General features: G+C 42.6%; 13 protein-coding genes. 9 read left to right on the top strand and 4 right to left on the bottom strand.

The window, feature by feature from the left end:
* The first annotated feature begins 89 nt into the window (after nucleotides 1-89).
* The 3 genes from WR49_RS11625 to WR49_RS11635 all read left to right on the top strand — a co-directional run bounded on the left by WR49_RS11625 (nucleotide 90) and on the right by WR49_RS11635 (nucleotide 4,516).
* Nucleotides 90-1,004 (top strand): LysR family transcriptional regulator, encoded by a 915-nt coding sequence (locus WR49_RS11625; RefSeq protein ID WP_046224117.1) that lies wholly within the window; start codon nucleotides 90-92, stop codon nucleotides 1,002-1,004.
* A gap of 411 nt (nucleotides 1,005-1,415) precedes the next feature.
* A complete protein-coding gene (locus tag WR49_RS11630) occupies nucleotides 1,416-3,125 on the top strand; it encodes a methyl-accepting chemotaxis protein (protein WP_046224153.1) in 1,710 nt (569 codons plus the stop codon).
* Between the two features lie 401 nt (nucleotides 3,126-3,526).
* Entirely contained in the window at nucleotides 3,527-4,516 is a 990-nt protein-coding gene (locus WR49_RS11635) for a hypothetical protein (RefSeq protein ID WP_046224118.1), read from the top strand.
* Nucleotides 4,517-4,773: 257 nt separating this feature from the next.
* On the opposite strand, the gene WR49_RS11640 is transcribed toward WR49_RS11635, so the two are convergent.
* Nucleotides 4,774-5,517, bottom strand: coding sequence for a class I SAM-dependent DNA methyltransferase (locus tag WR49_RS11640; protein WP_046224119.1), 744 nt, complete (start codon nucleotides 5,515-5,517; stop codon nucleotides 4,774-4,776).
* Nucleotides 5,518-5,938: 421 nt separating this feature from the next.
* On the opposite strand from WR49_RS11640, the gene WR49_RS11645 reads away from it, so the two are divergent.
* The 4 genes from WR49_RS11645 (at nucleotide 5,939) to WR49_RS11660 (ending at nucleotide 12,946) form a co-directional block, all read left to right on the top strand.
* Complete coding sequence (locus WR49_RS11645; protein ID WP_017057379.1) at nucleotides 5,939-6,394, top strand: GNAT family N-acetyltransferase; 456 nt, start codon at nucleotides 5,939-5,941, stop codon at nucleotides 6,392-6,394.
* 351 nt (nucleotides 6,395-6,745) lie between these two features.
* Nucleotides 6,746-7,999, top strand: a complete 1,254-nt coding sequence (sbcD, locus tag WR49_RS11650; RefSeq protein WP_046224120.1) for an exonuclease subunit SbcD — start codon at nucleotides 6,746-6,748, stop codon at nucleotides 7,997-7,999.
* A gap of 6 nt (nucleotides 8,000-8,005) precedes the next feature.
* On the top strand, nucleotides 8,006-11,728 hold the full coding sequence (locus WR49_RS11655) for an SbcC/MukB-like Walker B domain-containing protein (RefSeq protein ID WP_046224121.1): 3,723 nt from the start codon (nucleotides 8,006-8,008) through the stop codon (nucleotides 11,726-11,728).
* A 333-nt stretch (nucleotides 11,729-12,061) separates the two neighbouring features.
* Nucleotides 12,062-12,946 carry a PA4780 family RIO1-like protein kinase gene (locus WR49_RS11660; RefSeq protein WP_331428879.1) on the top strand — a complete coding sequence of 295 codons (885 nt, stop codon included), beginning with the start codon at nucleotides 12,062-12,064 and terminating at the stop codon, nucleotides 12,944-12,946.
* Nucleotides 12,947-13,101: 155 nt separating this feature from the next.
* Here WR49_RS11660 and WR49_RS11665 read toward each other — a convergent pair whose 3' ends face one another.
* From WR49_RS11665 to WR49_RS11675, 3 genes are all read right to left on the bottom strand, one after another.
* Nucleotides 13,102-13,842: an SDR family oxidoreductase gene (locus tag WR49_RS11665; RefSeq protein WP_017057373.1), complete on the bottom strand. Its 741-nt coding sequence runs from the start codon at nucleotides 13,840-13,842 to the stop codon at nucleotides 13,102-13,104.
* The gene (locus WR49_RS11670; RefSeq protein WP_046224122.1) at nucleotides 13,842-15,401 is read right to left on the bottom strand and encodes a cryptochrome/photolyase family protein; all 1,560 of its coding nucleotides are present in this window, start codon (nucleotides 15,399-15,401) and stop codon (nucleotides 13,842-13,844) included. Before WR49_RS11670 ends, WR49_RS11665 begins: the two co-directional genes overlap by 1 nt.
* A 250-nt stretch (nucleotides 15,402-15,651) precedes the next feature.
* Nucleotides 15,652-16,074, bottom strand: a complete 423-nt coding sequence (locus tag WR49_RS11675) for a universal stress protein (protein ID WP_017057371.1) — start codon at nucleotides 16,072-16,074, stop codon at nucleotides 15,652-15,654.
* Nucleotides 16,075-16,345: 271 nt separating this feature from the next.
* Here WR49_RS11675 and WR49_RS11680 point away from each other — a divergent pair, with 271 nt between their 5' ends.
* A complete protein-coding gene (locus tag WR49_RS11680) occupies nucleotides 16,346-17,488 on the top strand; it encodes a PcfJ domain-containing protein (protein WP_046224123.1) in 1,143 nt (380 codons plus the stop codon).
* 258 nt (nucleotides 17,489-17,746) lie between these two features.
* The gene (locus tag WR49_RS11685; protein WP_017057369.1) at nucleotides 17,747-18,001 is read left to right on the top strand and encodes a DUF3297 family protein; all 255 of its coding nucleotides are present in this window, start codon (nucleotides 17,747-17,749) and stop codon (nucleotides 17,999-18,001) included.

The following is an 18,001-nucleotide window of genomic DNA, read 5'->3' on the forward strand; positions in this document are numbered from 1 at the left end:
GTTAGGCCTACAAGCTGGATAAGAGAAATTAATTATCTTTATTATCTTGATAAGGATTCCATATATAATGTGGAAAAACACGGAGGGATATGATGCTTGATATTAATTTGTTGAAGACGTTTGTGACGCTAGCGGAATATAAGCATTTCGGGAAAGCGGCGAATGCACTGCACATGACGCAACCCAATGTGAGCTTGCACTTAAAGCAATTAGAGCAACAAACGCGTATTAAGTTGATAGAGAGAAGCCCATTTCAACTGACTCAAGCGGGTGAGAGGTTATTGGAAACAAGCCAAAGAACGTTACTCGAACTACAGATTTGTCAGACGGATCTCAATGCTATAAACGACCTTAAAATAGGGACGTTAACCATTGCTGTAAGTGACATCATTTCTCGGTTCTTGTTGATTCGCCCGTTCCAGAAATTCAAAGCGCAGTATCCGGGTATCGACCTTACGCTATTGAATACCACGTCATCTCAAGCATCGAGTTTGGTTAAGAATGCTCAAGCCGATCTTGGTTTTGTTATTTCCAAAGAGCAACAGAATGAGTCACTGCATTTTGTTGAGCTTCAGGAGTTATCATGGTGTGCACTTGGCGATGGGTTTGAAGTCCAAATTGCGGATAATCATAAAAAAAATGATGCTAAGGAGGCTGAGTCTGATACAGAGCTAACTTTGATTCTGCTTGGCCACGATACAAGAACTCGTGATTTTATCGATGAAGGTCTGCCAAGCCTTAATTTATCTAATTACAGGGTGATGGAAGTAGGGAGTGTTGACGCCCAAATCGACTGGGCAGAAGCGGGGTTTGGTGTCGCCATCATTCCTGAATTTGCGATATCCACCAAACAGTATTTGAAGTCGAAAATTACACCACTTACCGGATTCTCTAGCACTAGCCTAGGCTATGTCGTTCGACAAAACCAAGTCTTGTCTAAAGCGACCAAGCAACTATTAGGCTGGGTTGATGAGGAAATAAACTGCTCTGATGAGTCAAAATAAGAGCATAAAAATTTTTAGGTAAATAAAGGGCTAAAGTCTTTTGATTCAAAGCTTTGTGTCGTCAATTGTTCAAACCCTATTCAACCCATCAAATTAGACCTGCAAATTTTTAATGCCTTACTAATGTATATGTAACTTATCTGTGTTATTGATAATTTTAATGTTAGCGGGTGAGTTCAAATGCCATTGAGAACGGTGTTGTCGATGAGTTGCATTCGTTTCATGCTCCTAGCTTAATGTTCGCTGCAGCTACAGCTAAAAAGAATGAAACAGCACGAGTTATACCACGAGAGCTAGATAGTAAAATTCACATAAAAACTTAGATACCCATAGTTAGATTAGTCAAGACGAGTTACCTATATGAACATAAAGAAAAAGCTCTATTCACTGGGAATGTTTTCCATCTTCGGCATGATTTCATTGCTGTTTACCACCTCACAATTTGCAGACACAACCGCTCAGATGAGCCAGGCTAAGCAGATTACCAAAGAACTCGAAGTTCGTTTGCTCAACCTGCGTCGTAACGAGAAAGACTTCTTGTTACGTAGCGATTTGAAATATCTCGACAAGTTCGACACCAACTACAACAAATTCTTAGCGTCTGAAGCGCAACTCAACGTGGTACTTAGCGATTTAGGCTTGGTCAACAGCACACGCTTACGACAAGACATTGAAACGTACTACACAAGTTTTGTTCAGCTGGTAAAAGCGAATGAAGTTATTGGATTAGCACGTGATAAAGGTTTGCTCGGGCAGTTTTACGCGCAATTGGACAACATCAGCGCAACGGCCAATACGGAACAAAAAGTCGAGCTATACCGATTTAATGACCTGATTGAAAAGGGGGAATTCGATCCAAGCGTGCTTACCGTGAATTCGAACGCATTGTTAGATGCTGCAAAACAAGTAGTCGCGCAGAAGCGAGTTATTGGCTTAAAGCACAATGAAGGTCTGTTGGGGGAAACACGTTCTGCCTCTCACGCTATTGAAAATCAATTTTCAGAGTTCTCAGAAGTACTTGACCGAGAAGCTCAAGAAGAGATGGACCAACGCTCTTTGATAAACAACATCCTGTGTATCACACTACTGTTGACTATCATTGTGTTCAGCTGGTTAATCGTGCGTTCTATCATTGGTAAGATTGAATCTTTACTCGCGGTTATTAGAAATATTGTGGATTCTAACGACGTGTCAATTCGTTCGCACCTCGACGGCCAAGACGAACTCGGAAAACTAGGGCAATACTTCAACCAACTGCTTGACCAACTAGAGAGTTTGATCGCCGCATCTCAATCTAAGTCACTTCAACTGACACAAAGTACATCTAACATGCATGATGAGTTGGTGTCGGTCATTAAACAGTTTGAAGTGCAAGCAAATCACACCTCAACGATGACAGCATCAGTACAAGAAATGGTGCTAACTATCGGTGAAATCTCAGAGAGCACATCGGTCGCCGCAGAAGGTGTACATCAAGCTAAAGTGAATGCCGATAAAGGACGCGAAGTCGTGGTAGATACCATTGACAATATCACTCGTTTGTCTGAACGTCTTTCAAGCAGTCAAGACTCCATTAGTTCGTTGAACCATCATGTTGACCAAATTGGTGATGCGGTGAATATCATCCAAGGCATTGCAGAACAAACCAATTTACTGGCATTGAACGCAGCAATTGAAGCAGCACGTGCAGGGGAACAAGGGCGAGGCTTTGCCGTTGTTGCCGATGAAGTACGAGCACTCGCAAGCAGAACGCATCAGTCAACAACGGAAATCACCAGTGTAGTAACCGCAATCCAAAGCCAAATGCATGCCTCGATGACCGAAATTGGCGAATGCAACCAACAAGGTCAACTGACGTTAAAAGATTCAGAAGAGTTAGACGGAAGCTTACAATTGATCTTGAGTGATATGGAAAGCATCCAAGGAAACTCCGAGCGTATTGCTTCTGCTATTGAAGAGCAGGGTGCCGTAATGGCACAAGTGAGCGATTCGATCACGGAATTGAATACTATCTCTAACGACAACAATGCATCAGCTCAACATTGTTTAGTTGAAGTTGATAAAGTAGCTGAACAAGCCAATGATATGGATAGGGCGGTCGCGCAGTTTAAGACGTCATAGCTCGCTCTGATAGAGAAGCGATATTCAACAAAACGTTGTATCGCAAGCAAGAACTAAAAGGCGCAGTTTATCTGCGCTTTTTTATGCTCGAAACAAATACTAAAGGCTAATTTGACAAGATGAAAATGACAGGGAAGTGACGTTATAGAATGAAAAACAGTGCCATTTTGATCTTAATGGTAGTAGTAGCAGCAGTAACAGAGGGGGATAGTGGGAAGCTGTTGAGTTTTCTAAATCAATAACGACTGTAAAAGAAGAATAAGGCATTCCAAAATGGCCTTAAGTATATGTGAAATCGACCTAAAATGATGACAAACTGTCTATAAAGTAGCGTATAAACTTAATTAGATCGAGGGCCACATTTTCAATTGGTGGTTAAGCCTCAGAAGGGAAAAAGACAAATGCATTACGATGTATTCAATGGAGATGCAGATGGCATCATCGCGTTATTACAGCTGCGTTTAAGCGAGCCAAAAGACAGTGTGTTGATCTCTGGTGTAAAGCGAGACATTAAATTAGTGTCTCAAGTGGTCACTCAAATGGTCGAGCAGGGAAATGTTTCGTCTGTCGCGGTACTGGACGTATCCATGGAGAAAAACCTATCAGCGTTACACAATCTGTTAGATGCCAATATTGATGTATTCTATTGCGATCACCATCGCACGGGAGAAGTTCCGAGATCTCAGCACTTGGAGACTCTTGTTAATACAGCGCCAGAGTGCTGTACCAGTTTGTTGATAAATCAAAAGCTAAACGGTGAGTATGTAGCATGGGCAATTGCCGCGGCTTTTGGTGATAACCTTAAAACGGTTGCAACACAGTTAGCGGTTGAAAATGGATTTGATGACCCCCAAATCGCTTTTTTGGAAGAGCTGGGTACTTTGGTTAACTATAACGGTTACGGTACGTCATTGAGCGACCTACACTTCACGCCTATTACGCTTTACCAAACTCTTTATCAATATCCAAATCCATTTCACCTTTTGGATGACAAAGACTCCGTGTTTTATCGCTTGCGCGCGGCTTATCAAAATGATCATCAACAATTATCGAACCTAGTCCCAGTATATGAGAGTGAAGTCGTTCGTGTGTTTGAATTGCCGGGAGAGGCTTGGGCAAGACGCATTAGTGGTGTATTTGGTAATGAGATCGTAAATCAAGACTCCCATCGTGCACAAGCGGTGTTAACGAAAAATCAAGATGGTAAATCTTACACGGTGAGCCTGCGGGCACCATTATCAAACAGAACCGGTGCCGATGAAATTTGCTCTAGCTTCGCAACGGGTGGCGGTAGAAAAGCAGCGGCAGGTATCAACCAGCTTAGTGAAGTAGACAAAGCGAACTTTATCTCACTAGTTGAACGCTATTATTGTCCCGGGAGTAGGGTATAGAAAGCAAATGGCGATCTCCCCACAAAGATTGTTTTAATATTCATCTTGTTATCATTGCGAAAGACACACGCTTACGTTTGGTATGGACCGCCAGTTAAATGAATTAACCAATAAAGAAAGCCCCCAATAATTGGTGACCAACTATTGAGGGCAATTCAATTTAGCTGTTGCGTGGGGCTTTCGTTTTAGCTTTTAAACTCACTATGATTTTAAACAAGTAGAGTAAGCGCGTAGGCTTTATACGTTGAATGAGTTGACTAGGCTTTGACACACGTGATCAGTGCATTTCCTGAAATGTTATCCCAAGGCAATAGCTTATCGTAATCGTGTTCGAAGATATGAACATCAAAATAGGGCTCCAATATTTCGATCAACTGTTTGAACGAGAACGCCACCATCGGGTGTTCATCATTCCAAACTTGTGTTTTACCTGCGGTGGTTTTCTCAATCGTGAGTTTTAACGCCTGCTTGCTGCTTTCACCCGAGTAATACCAACCGGAACGGAAAGTAAAATTGTCTTGTTCTTGGTTCGTTGTGTGTCTAACAAACAGGTCGTTGTTGATCTTCTCTTTGTCTACTACATTGAAGCAGAATATACCGCCTTGCTTAAGTGCTCGGTGAACGCTCGCAATGCATTCTTTCAATTTGTCTATGCCGTCGTTGTAATGGATTGAATATAAGAAGCAAGTAATCAGATCCAGAGGTTCAGATACTTCAAAGTTGCTCATGTTCTGCAAAGAGAATTTGGCTTCAGGACAACGTAATTGAGCAATGTCTAGCATAGGTCTATTCAAATCAAGGCCGTTGCTTTGATAGCCATAATCAATAAAGTGTCGAACATGTGGGCCAGTACCACATCCAAGGTCTAAGTGCGTTTTACCTTCGTTGCCAAAAATCTGATGTAGCCTACGAACGCAGTTACTCTGAGTTTGGTAGTCAATGTCGACGCACATTAAATCGTAGTAACCAGATAGGTCGGTATAGAGTACATTGGCGGACATAGTTACCTGCAGCATTTGCTGAAAAAATGGGGGTGGCGCATGTTAAACTAGTACTCGAAAATAACAAGAAAATATTAGATTAACTTCTCGACTTAAATAGCGATTACGCTCATTTCTAAAACAATTCTCATTGCTCTTCATTCGTAGGTTATAGGTTATAGGTTATAGGTTATAGGTTTGCAGTTACGCTGTTATTCTATTTTCTAGCGACTTGACTATTTTTTTATTGAAAACAGATACTTTGAGTAAAGAACCGTGCCATGCTATTGGTTGTTTTATTGTTATTTGAGTGTTAAAAATGGATCGGAAATGAATGCAGCGACACTATATAGTAAAACCATGATATCCATGATTTATGAAGGTGGCGCCAGTTTACATTGTCGAAATGGGTTAAGAGTTTATTAAGGAAAATGAATCAGCTATGGAAATAAAAATCGACGACTTGTCGGGCGGGGAAGTGATTGAGTTACTAGAAGAACATTTAGCGGATATGTATGCGACTTCTCCACCTGAGAGTGTACACGCGCTGGATATTAAAGCCTTGAAATCACCAGAGATTACTTTTTTCAGTGCTTGGAAAGACAACCAATTACTCGGGTGCGTTGCTATTAAAGAGCTTGATCACAACCACGCAGAGCTTAAATCGATGCGAACTTCTCAATTTGCGAGGCAGTCCGGTGTAGCAAGCAAGTTGTTACAACACGTTTTGGACACAGCCATTATTCGCCAGTATCAACGAATAAGTTTAGAAACGGGGTCGGAAGCATACTTTAAACCTGCTCGTAGTTTGTATGAGAAATTTGGCTTTGATTATTGTGAACCTTTCGCGGATTACCGATTAGATCCAAACAGCCATTTCATGAGCATTGCAGTGTGATGAATTGAGCGGTGGGGTTATTAACATGGCCAAAGCCCTCAACATTTAGAAAATAAAAAGGTTGCTCTCAGCAACCTTTTTATTTGGTTATCAGTGATTCTTCTTAATCGTTAACGGGTTGCTATTTCTGCGAAAATGGCTTCAGCGTCTAGATAATCATGGCTCTGCCTATTTGATTGTCAAACCTATCTCACGGTGAGCGTTTTTTGTGCCTGCTCAGTCGTCGTTGGTATGCACCTTAATTGACTTCACATAAACCTGCCAAATTAGTTGGTTTTCACAAGCTTATAAAAAGAATTGTGCGAACAATTTTGGTAGATTATGGATATTACAGACATCCAGTGAGCCGCAATGAAAATTCTTCACACGTCCGATTGGCACCTTGGCCAAAACTTCTACAATAAAAGCCGAAAGAATGAACATGAACGGTTTTTGCAATGGTTGCTAGAGCAAGTGACTGAACATGATATCGACGCGATTATCGTCGCCGGTGATATTTTCGATACCAGCACTCCACCAAGCTATGCTCGCGAGATGTATAACAAGTTTGTTGTAGACTCGAATAAGATTGGCTGTCAACTGGTGTTATTGGGTGGTAACCATGATTCGGTTTCAGTGCTTAAAGAAACACAGCAATTACTGAAGTATATGGGTGCAGATGTGATTCCGAATACTAATGAAGATCATGCGACTCAGGTTGTCGAGTTGAAAGGTAAGAGTGGCAAGGTTGAAGCTTTAGTCTGTGCGATTCCTTTTATCCGCCCTCGTGATGTTTTAACGAGCCAAGCGGGTATCAAGGGGGTGGAACGTCAGAAACAACTGGGTGATGCGATCAAACAACATTATCAAAGTGTCTACGATGCGGCCGTTGCTAAGCGTAATACTTTCGAAAATCGCGACACAATGCCAATCATCGCAACAGGGCATTTGACCGCCATGGGTGTTAAGCAATCTGATTCGGTGCGTGATATTTATGTTGGTAACCTTGATGGTTTTGCTGCAGATGGTTTCCCAAATGCTGATTATATTGCTCTAGGCCATATTCATCGCCCTCAAGTGGTCGCTAAGCGTGAACACATTCGTTACTGCGGCTCGCCAATTCCGCTCAGTTTTGATGAACTGAAATCTAAAAAGCAAGTGTGTGTGGTTGAGTTTGTTCAAGGTGAGCGCTCGATTTCTCAACTTGAAGTACCGATATTCCAACCTCTGGCCGAAATCAAAGGCGATTTGAGCGAAATTGAATCTCAACTGAATCAATATATTGATATGGAAGAGGAGCAAAGCGTATGGTTGTCGATAGAAGTTCAAGCGCAAGATTACTTATCGGATTTGCAAGAGCGCATGCGCGCGTTAACCGAAGGTTTAAACGTTGAAGTGCTTCAGTTAAGAAGAGCAAGAGAACGCCGCAATCAAGCGTTAGAACACGAATCTGCCGAAACCTTAGCGGAACTCACGCCAATGGATGTGTTTGAAAAACGTATCGCCCTTGAAGAGTTTGAAAGTGACACCGAGAAAGAACGCTTAGAAAGAATGACTGTCAAGTTTAAGCAAGTGATTGCCGAAGTTTCTCACGGAACTGACGGTTTAAACGGTTCAGAAGAGTAATCCAGAATGAAAATCTTAAGCTTAGAATTTGAAAACCTAAACTCCTTAAAAGGTCGCTGGAAACTCGATTTCACAAAGTCACCTTTTGCCGAAAATGGCTTGTTCGCGATTACTGGCCCAACTGGAGCCGGTAAAACCACGATTCTTGATGCGATGTGTTTGGCACTGTTCCACCGTACACCACGTTTGAAAAGTATTGCCAAGGGCACCAATGAGCTGATGACACGTGGTACAGGTGAGTGTTTTGCTGAGATTGAATTTGAAGTAAAAGGTAAAACTTACCGCTCCAATTTTCACCATAAGAGAGCGCGCGGCAAACACGATGGGGCACTGCAAACACCGACCTGTGAGCTTGCAGATGCAGATAGCGATGATATTTTAGAAACGCAGCTGACTAAGAAAATTAAGAGGGTTGAAACCGTAACGGGTTTGGATTTTTCTCGATTCACTAAATCGATAATGTTGTCGCAAGGTGAGTTCGCTGCTTTCTTAAACGCAAATGCGAACGACAGAGCTGAGTTACTTGAAGAGTTGACTGGTACAGAAGTCTACAGCTTGATTTCAGAACGGATTTACGATCACTTTAAATCGAGTGAAGAGTCACTTAATCACCTTAAAGCAAAGGCTGAGGGGGTGAGCCTGTTAACGGAAGAACAAATTCAAGAGTTGATAACGGATCGCGATAGATTAGAAGCAGAGCAAGCTGTGTTGGCTCAGCAACTGGTCGAATGGAATGCCCATTTAAGCTGGTGGAAAGACGTAACCAAAACTGACTTGGCTATCGTCAATGGTGAACAAGACTTAAAACAAGCACAAGACAACCTATCTGAAAACCAATCCTCACTGGATCGCTTAGCTAAAAGCGAGCCTGCAGAAAAATTGCGCCCACTGTATAAAGATGTGCAACGCAGCGATCAAGATGTGCAAGTGACTCAAGCCAACCTTGAAAGCAGCACGAAAAGATTAGCTGAGCGAGATGCAGAGAAATCAGCTGCTAGTGACAAGCTTAAAACGCAAAGCGCGCTGGTTGAGCAAATAAAACAAGAACAACAAGATCAAGAGAAGATCATTGAGCAAGTTCGACCGCTAGACAACCAAATCTCAGTACTCAAAGACAAACAAGTCACGGCTGAGAAAAACGTTAAAGCTTTGAATCAACAAGAGGTTGAACAACGTCACAAACATACAGTACTCAGCCAAGCCATCGCTTCTGTTCAGCAACAAGAAAAGATCCATGCACAGTATTTAGAGACGCATCAAGCCGATAAGCAACTCGAAAAGTACCTAGGGCAATGGCAATTCAAAGTCGATCAAGTTCGAGCCCTTGAAACGCAGCACACTGAATTATTAAGTAGTGTTCAAGGTGCCAACAAAGCGTTAGAAACACAGCAAACGCTAGTACAGACATCTCGAGAGTTGAAACTTACACAAGACAAAACATTGGCTGAACGAGTTGCTGTCGAGAATGACGCCAAGCTTAAATGGGACACACTGCAGCAACAAAACAGTGAAGGGGCACTGAATGAAAGCAAAGATCTGCTTGAATATTGGAGCCGTCATACCAACACGCTAGTCGATATCAATCGTGGTTATCTACAAGCCACTCAGCGTATTGCTGTTAAAGAAGCTGAGCTTTCTAACCACATTCATCGGTCGGATAAATTGACGCAAGAGCGTGAAGTTCTGGTGGAGCGTTACCAAAAAAACAAAACGTCACTTGAACGATTGATTCGTTTAATTGAGCAAGAAGGCGAGCTCGCGAAGTATCGCGCGGCGTTGCAGCCGGGGATGGATTGTCCATTGTGTGGCTCAGCTAATCATGCGATTGAACAGTCACAAGATCTGACGGATTTGATTTCACAAAAAGAACGTGAAGAACAAGCTCTCGCGGTTATTGAAAAAGAAGGCACTGAACATCGCCAGCAGTTGGATTCGATTGTACCAATCATTAATGGGATTAAAGATGAGCTTAAACGTACGCAGGCTGATGTTGAACAAGCAAAGTTAAATTGGGCAAACACCTTAAATAAACTTGAACAAGTGTATGTGAGTTTTGTGTCTCAAGGTGGCTTGCTAAACGTCAAGCTACCGTCTATTGAGGCACTAGGTGATAGTGAAACGGTAAGCTTTTTTACTGAATCTTGTGAGCAACAGCTTAACGAAGTTATTTACCAGTTACGTGCCGTGATTGATGCGAAAAATGTTTACCTAGACGCTGAAAAACAACGTACAACCGCAAGCATCATGGCCAATAAAGCGCAGGCGAACTTGGAGTTATCGGAACAACGTCTAACGGATCTAACCACGAAAACGGAGGCTCAGGTTGATCAAGCTGAAAAGTGCTCCCAATCCAAAGCATTGCAGTGGACTGAACTTAAAGAAAGTATTGCTGAGACCTCGATTGAGGCGCCAGAACTTGAACATATTGACGCTTGGTTTGCTCAAAAAAAGGAAGCTTCTGATTTATGGCAAGCGACGAAGCTGCAACACGATGATTTAGATAAACAGTTGATTAGTAAGCGTGCAGAGCTGACAGCACTCGATGACAAATTGGAATCGCTAGCCAACGAGACCGCCAACGCAAACCTTGAGGTTGAATCTTTAACTAAAGAGCTAGCGTCGATCACTGAATCAAGAAAACAATTGTTTGGTGATAACGATGTCCAGTCAACGATTCAAGCAATGAAGCAAAAAATGAGTGATGCCGTCACTAATCTTGAAGTATCTCAAACAGAATTCAACGGTTGTGAACGCGAACATCTAAAAGAACAAATTAAGCACGCCAGTTACACCGAAGAATTGGCGACAAAACAACAGGCACAAGTTGAAATGAAGCAATTGTGGGACCAGGCGTTAGCGTCGAGTCCTTTCGCAACTGATGCCGACTTTGAGTCTTCACTGCTTGATGAAGCGTTAACCGCACAACTGCGAAGCTTGAAGAAGACACTTGATGAAGCAATCGTGAGTGCTCAGGCAAGGTTGAACAGTGCCAAAGCTAATCGATCTGAGCTGCAAGATCATGAAAAAGCCGCAACGTGGAGCACCACACCGCAAAGTGAAGTCGAGCAGGCGACGGTTGAATATCAAAACAAACGACAGAGCCATGCTTCTCAAATTGGTGCAATTTCTGCGAATTTAGAAACGGACCGTCAAAACCGTAGTAACCAACAAGATCTGTTTAAGCTAATTGAAGCACAGCAATTAGAGTTTGATGATATCTCACGTTTGAACTCTTTGATTGGTTCCAGAAATGGTGACAAATTCCGTAAGTTCGCTCAAGGCTTAACCCTTGAGAATTTGGTATATCTAGCTAATAAGCAGTTGCAACGTTTGCATGGCCGTTACGAGTTACAACGTAAAGCGGATGACGGGTTAGAACTGCAAGTGTTAGATACCTGGCAGGGCGACGTGATGCGAGATACCAAAACGCTCTCGGGTGGTGAAAGCTTCTTGGTGAGTTTGGCATTGGCATTGGCGCTATCTGACCTTGTGAGCCACAAGACCAGTATTGATTCACTGTTCCTCGACGAAGGCTTCGGCACGCTAGACAGCGATACCTTGGATATTGCCTTAAACGCATTAGATAACTTGAATGCTTCAGGCAAGATGATTGGTGTAATAAGCCACGTTGAAGCATTGAAAGAGCGTGTCCCGGTTCAGTTGAAAGTAACTAAGCACTCAGGCCTTGGTGTGAGTGAAATGGAATCTCAATACAAAGTGACTGCTTAATTAAAAGTTACCGATCAGTTAACAGTTATGGCTTAATTATTAGGTGCCCGACTTAGTTGTTACTCCTTCTCGAGAGTGACGAAGTTGGGCATATTCATAATATCTTTGTCGACATTGTTTAATTTGGGTTCGTTCATAAAAAGATGTGACTGTTTGTTGTTTTACTCTGTTTTTCGCTAATTTGAGCGAATACAACAGTAGGATAGAAGCCGCCCTAACCGTCATCCCCTAAGGCGAGACTCGAGTGTCGTCGAAAGCTTCTCTCTGATAATCACATCTTTCATTTCTTCAGTTAATATTTCTATCTGCAGATAACTCATGTATAAAGGCGGCATGAAGATACCTAAAAGAATACAGCCCTTAGTTGACGATGGTTTAGTCGACGAGGTGACAAGCCAACTCATGAGTGGCAAAGAAGCATCAGTGTACATAGTACGCTGCGGCGATACGATCCGTTGTGCCAAGGTTTATAAAGAAATAAGCCAACGTAGCTTTAAGAAAGCAACAGCCTATCGAGAAGGGCGAAAGGTCCGTAATAGCCGTCGCGCTAGAGCCATGGAAAAAGGGTCTGGTTTTGGTCGTGAGCAACAAGAAAAAGTATGGCAAAGTGCTGAAGTTGATGCCTTATATAAACTGGCAGAAGCGGGCGTAAGGGTACCGCAACCTTTTGGTTGTTTCGATGGCGTGTTGCTAATGGAGTTGGTTACCGATGACGATGGCTATGTCGCACCTCGATTGAACGATGTCGTGATGCCCGCTGAACAAGCGATTGAAGATCACCAAGTGATGATGAGCTACGTGGTGAAAATGCTATGTGTTGGCCTGATTCATGGTGATTTGTCTGAGTTCAATGTTCTTGTAGATGAATATGGTCCAGTGATCATCGATTTGCCGCAAGCCGTCGATGCTTCTGCAAATAATAATGCAGAGTGGATGTTGACTCGTGATGTTAATAATATCCGTGACTATTATGCTCAGTTTGCGCCCGAGTTATCAACGACAGAGTACGCCAAGGAAATGTGGGCATTATATGAAAAAGGTGATCTAAAGCCAGACAGTAAGCTTACTGGTGAGTTTAAGGAAAGCGATGATTTGGCGGATATCGAAGCTATCATGCAAGAAATTGACTCTGCGAGAATCGAAGAGCAACACCGGAGAGATCGTGTAAAAGAGGTCAAAGACGGGGTCGATGAGAGTAAGTTTAATTGGTCTGAGTAATCGTACTCATTCAGACTTGTACTGATCAGTTTTGGACGTTATTTGACCGCTTATATGCCTCTGTTTTTGAAATGATAGCTTTAGTGTCAACGAGCCGCTTTAACCAAATTAACCCAGCAGAGTCACAACTCTGTTGGGTTTTCTGTTTTTACTCACTACCACGTCAATTGCTCACCATTGTAGGCGTAAAAATTGCCACTGCTCTTTGGCGTTGCACCGCTAATAATCTTAACCAGTTGATGAGCGACGTAATCCGATTTGAACAGCTTTCCTTCTGGAACATTCGCCTGAAAAGGCTTTGAAAGTGATGTGTCGGTTGTTCCTGGGTGCAGTGCTAAGACTGTTCCTTGCTTTATAGTCCGTCGCCATTCAATCGACATGGTTTTAATGAACATATTCAACGCCGCTTTCGATGAACGGTAGCTGTACCAACCGCCTAATCTGTTATCTGAAATACTGCCGACTTTGGCTGAAACGACGGCGAACTTTGGATTGTCGCTGGATTTGAGAATCGGAGTGAAATGCTTAGCCAACAACAGGCTTGGTAACGTATTGACCGAGATATTTTTCAGAAAAAATTCTGGTGCAATGGACGACAAGTTCTTTTCTGGCCCAAGGTCTGGTGTGTGAAGCATCCCTACACAGTTGATTAACCAATCAAGTCGATTAAATTTTGCGCTCAGTTGTGCGACTTCCGCTTCGCTGGTTGCGTCGAGTTGATGCCAATGAAGTCGTTTGTCTTCAAGAGTAGGCCGTTGATAGTGGTAAGTCGCGTCTACATGTACATCAAGAAAATCAAAATGAGACAGTTCAGACAAGAGGCGTTGAACGACAGCGGAACCAATACCGCCACTCCCACCAATAACCAATACTTGTAGTCTGAGTTGTTCCACCATTATAAGTTCTCCAAGTTCATCAGTCGTTGTTCTGCGGTGTCGAGAATGGCTTGTTGGTCTTGTTCGTCCATATTGTCCCAAGATCGATAAAGCATGCCCATTCTAGGGTTTCGGTTTAACTCATCACGATGTAGGTTCATAAAGCGCCAGTACAAGCTGTTGAACGGACAAGAGGCTTCACCACTGCGCGCTTTTATTTGGTAATGACAGCCTTTACAGTAGTCACTCATACGATTGATGTATGAACCACTGGCAGCATAGGGCTTAGTTCCTACGATACCTCCATCAGCAAATAACGCCATCCCTCGTGTATTTGGCATTTCGACCCATTCAATCGCATCTACGTAAATGCCAAGGTACCAACTGTCGACTTGGTCAGGTGATATTCCAGCTATCAAACAGAAGTTGCCAGTGATCATCAGCCTCTGAATGTGATGCGCATAAGCAAACTTTAGAGATTGACCAATGGCGTGCTTCATGCAATTCATCTTGGTTTGACCATCCCAAAAGTAATGAGGTAATTGTCGGTCGGCTAGATAATGGTTTTTATTGGCATAAGCGGGCATGTTAGCCCAATACACGCCACGAATGTATTCGCGCCAACCGAGTATCTGACGTACGAAACCTTCCACCTGCGCAATATCGATGCTTGCTTTATCTTGAGCTTTAGAGGCTTCATAAGCCGAAAGTGCCGCTTCAATTACTTCACGAGGGCTTAGCAGCTTGCTGTTCAATGAGAAAGAGAGGCGACTATGATACAAACTCCACTTTGAATCGTGTTCTGTTGTCATTGCATCTTGAAATTGACCGAACAATGGCAAGCAGACTTGGCAAAAATGGGCGAGTAGAGACAAGCTTTGAGCACGGTTCACTGGCCATAAGAGTTGAGCGTCAACTTCGCCAATCGTTTTGACGTGATGCCGCTCGATACGCTTCAAAATGTCCGAGATATTGTTAGCGAACATCAAAGGCTGTGGTAAGTTGCCAATGTCTTGCTTCTTAAGCTTTTTACGGTTATTGGCATCGTAATTCCACTTACCACCAACCGGTTTTTCATCTTCCAACAGAATGTTGAAACGTTTTCTCATTCGGCGATAGAAGTGTTCCATCATGATGTGTTTATCTTGCGGGAACTTCGTCTCTATCTCCTCAAACGGAAATAAGAAGTGCTCTGTATCGCAACACCCTTTGGTGACATTGGTTAGCTTGAGCTTCGCCATTTGCTGAAGCAGACGATATTCATCTGGCCTCTGGTATTCGAACTTGTCAGCATCGAACTCGTGTACATAGTGTTGAAGTAGGCCGTCTAGGTTTTCAAATTGCGCCGTGTCATCCAGTGTTAAATGCAGCACCTGATGACCTTGTTGGGTGAGTTCTTTAGCGAAGTAAGACATGGCGGAGAAAAATGCCACGACTTTCTGAATGTGAGAATCAACGTAATCGGTTTCTTGTTTGAGCTCTGCGATTATGTAAATGATATCATCGTTAACTTGCTGAAACCAAGAGTGCTCAATGTTGAGTTGGTCACCTAAGATGAGGCGCACAGTATTGAATTTCATAACACGTCCTAGTTTATAAACGTATGGTGTGAATCGTAGGTATCAGTTTGATAAGCAAATCAAATTATTGTGATTTATTAGCTATTAGACGACTACGCGCTGACAAGCCGCCAAGATCACAAATTATTTTTGAGAGACAGAGATAGGAAGGGTTTAGTTTAGGTCAAAAGCAAGATATAAAGAGGTCAGTATAAGCCAACCAATAATACCGATAGAGGTTGGCAGTGACGTTGGTTTTATACCAAAACAGTTATTCCATAGGAACCACGAGAATGTCGACCGGAGATGTGTCGATAAGCTGCTTTGAATGGGAAATGATTTTGTGCCAAAAATCATGATGGTGCCCACACAGCAATAGGTCTACCCCGTGTGTTTCAATCGTGTTTTTGAGCTTATCGTTCAAATCCCCTGTACCCACAAATATATGTTTAATTGGCTGGTTGGCGTAAGTTTCGAATACTCTTAACTTTGTTATCGCATCTTCATTGAAAGGCAAATCAATATTATCTTCATGAATATCAACGAGTTCTGGGTAAATTTCTCCGTGAGTCCCGTCGATATAGACAAACGAAATGCTTGCTTCTAGTTTGTCTGCGAAGAAGATCGCTTTATCAATGAGGATTTTAGTGTCGTCAGTTAGCTCAAGTGCGACCAGAATATGTCGGTATTCCATAATTAAAGCCTATTGTTGTGAGTGATGTACTAAGCATAGTTTTTGTTTGAGCAAATGATATCGAAGGGATCTCATATTGGCGAAAATCATCATGCAAAGATCTTCTAAATACTTTCACATTTATATCACTTTGATTGATAAGAAATTTACAAAAGGTTGTTATAGTGATGCGAGTTCGATGCTCGACAAAGCCATGAGAAGGCATATCAAAGCCACATATCGTTACTTTACGTGATTCGACAGATCAATCGCTAATAACTAAGAGACATCCATGACCGTACTACTCACTATTCCCACTCGAACATTAGGCTTTGATTACGACATTGAAATTAGTGACTGGTCGCAAAAGCTCATTGGTTTTCATGTGCTTAAAGATGAGCGACGCCCGCTTGATGGTGGGATTGGCTTAAGTTTAAATCTCATTGAGCAATTTGATGTAACAGGTCGCTGGTTAGATTCGTTGCCGGCTCGGTATCGTGAAATCACAGACGATTTTCCAGAGTACCAATATCAAATGTTGTGGTTAGCTGCGAATACGTATGAAGCGGCACAATTGTTGGAATTACGTCCGGTTATTTTGGCATTGATCTGTATGAAATACAGCGTCGATAACCAAAGTGCATTGGATCTGAGCCGTTTAGGGCAAAAGAAAATTCTCGCAAAACTGGGGTTAGATAGCAGTAAAGCAACGCTTAAGTTCATCGATAAGTTAGAATTACACTACAATGTGGGTGATGAGCTTGACCATATTGTACGTATTCTTGAACCGCTGCAAAGGCGAGTCCTCAAGTTCAAGCATTACTCCAAAGTGGGTTACACTGCCTTGCGGTTGGATCAGGTTCATCCGTTTTTAACTGGCAGCCGATTGGGTATCGCAATGGTTGAAGAGGGAAGGCTCAATACACCGTCGAAAATGGCTATGTTTCAAGATGCGATATTATTGGGGCAGGATTTAGACATCGATGACCCTCTGCGTTCAATCACCAGCCAGAACTCATTTGCAATGTTTGAACAACTTCATGATCGTTGGACAGAGCAGCGTCAGTTGCGTCGTTTAGAGGGGAATCGCCCTGTAGATATGGATATACCTTATCCTGTTCCGTTGTTAGGCAATGATAATATCCACCCCATTATCGATTACTACGATCTTGAGCAAGAGGGCGTGGAGCAAAAACACTGCATTGGTGTATATCATAACCGCATCATGAGCGATCGCTATATCGCGTTTCGTATGTTTAAACCACAAAGGCTAACCATAGGTTTGCGCCGAGTTCCTAACAAGTCGTTTCCTTTTGAAATCGACCAAATCTGCGGGAAACGTAATGCGCCACCTACAGAGGCAGCGCGACGAGTCATCCTCGATTGGCTAGAAGCGAGCAAAATACAGTTGAAACAGAAAATACAATCGCTTTAATATAGTGAGCTCAGTTGCTTATTGAGAGGGCGTTCAGACAAAAAAGTGGTATTTAGACAATGTGACCAACACTCGTCTACTGGAAATGCATCAACCTGCAAATTCTAGTGTATATATACCCGATATCTTGCTGCTAAATCAGGCAACTAACGGTTATATAAGCTATCAGTACGATTTATTACTGCAGTGGTTGAGCAACAAGCTTATATTGACTAGAATGACGCACTTTTTTTATTTACGCACATACAGGTAATGAACATGAGCGATACTAATTCAAAACCAGCTTTACCAGATCATCTTGCAGGCAACCCACGCAGCCCACATCACGTGGCTGAGTGTTTCGAATACCCAATCGGCATTCGTCTAAATGGTAAAGAGCGTACGGATGTTGAAGAATACTGCATCAGCGAAGGTTGGGTTAAGATCCCTTCTCCTAAAGCGCTAGATCGTCGTGGTCAACCTATGCTTATTACTCTTAAAGGTACTGTAGAAGCGTTCTACATCGAAGAGTAA

The sequence above is a fragment of the Vibrio sp. ECSMB14106 genome, from assembly GCF_000972265.1.
GTDB lineage: Bacteria > Pseudomonadota > Gammaproteobacteria > Enterobacterales > Vibrionaceae > Vibrio > Vibrio kanaloae.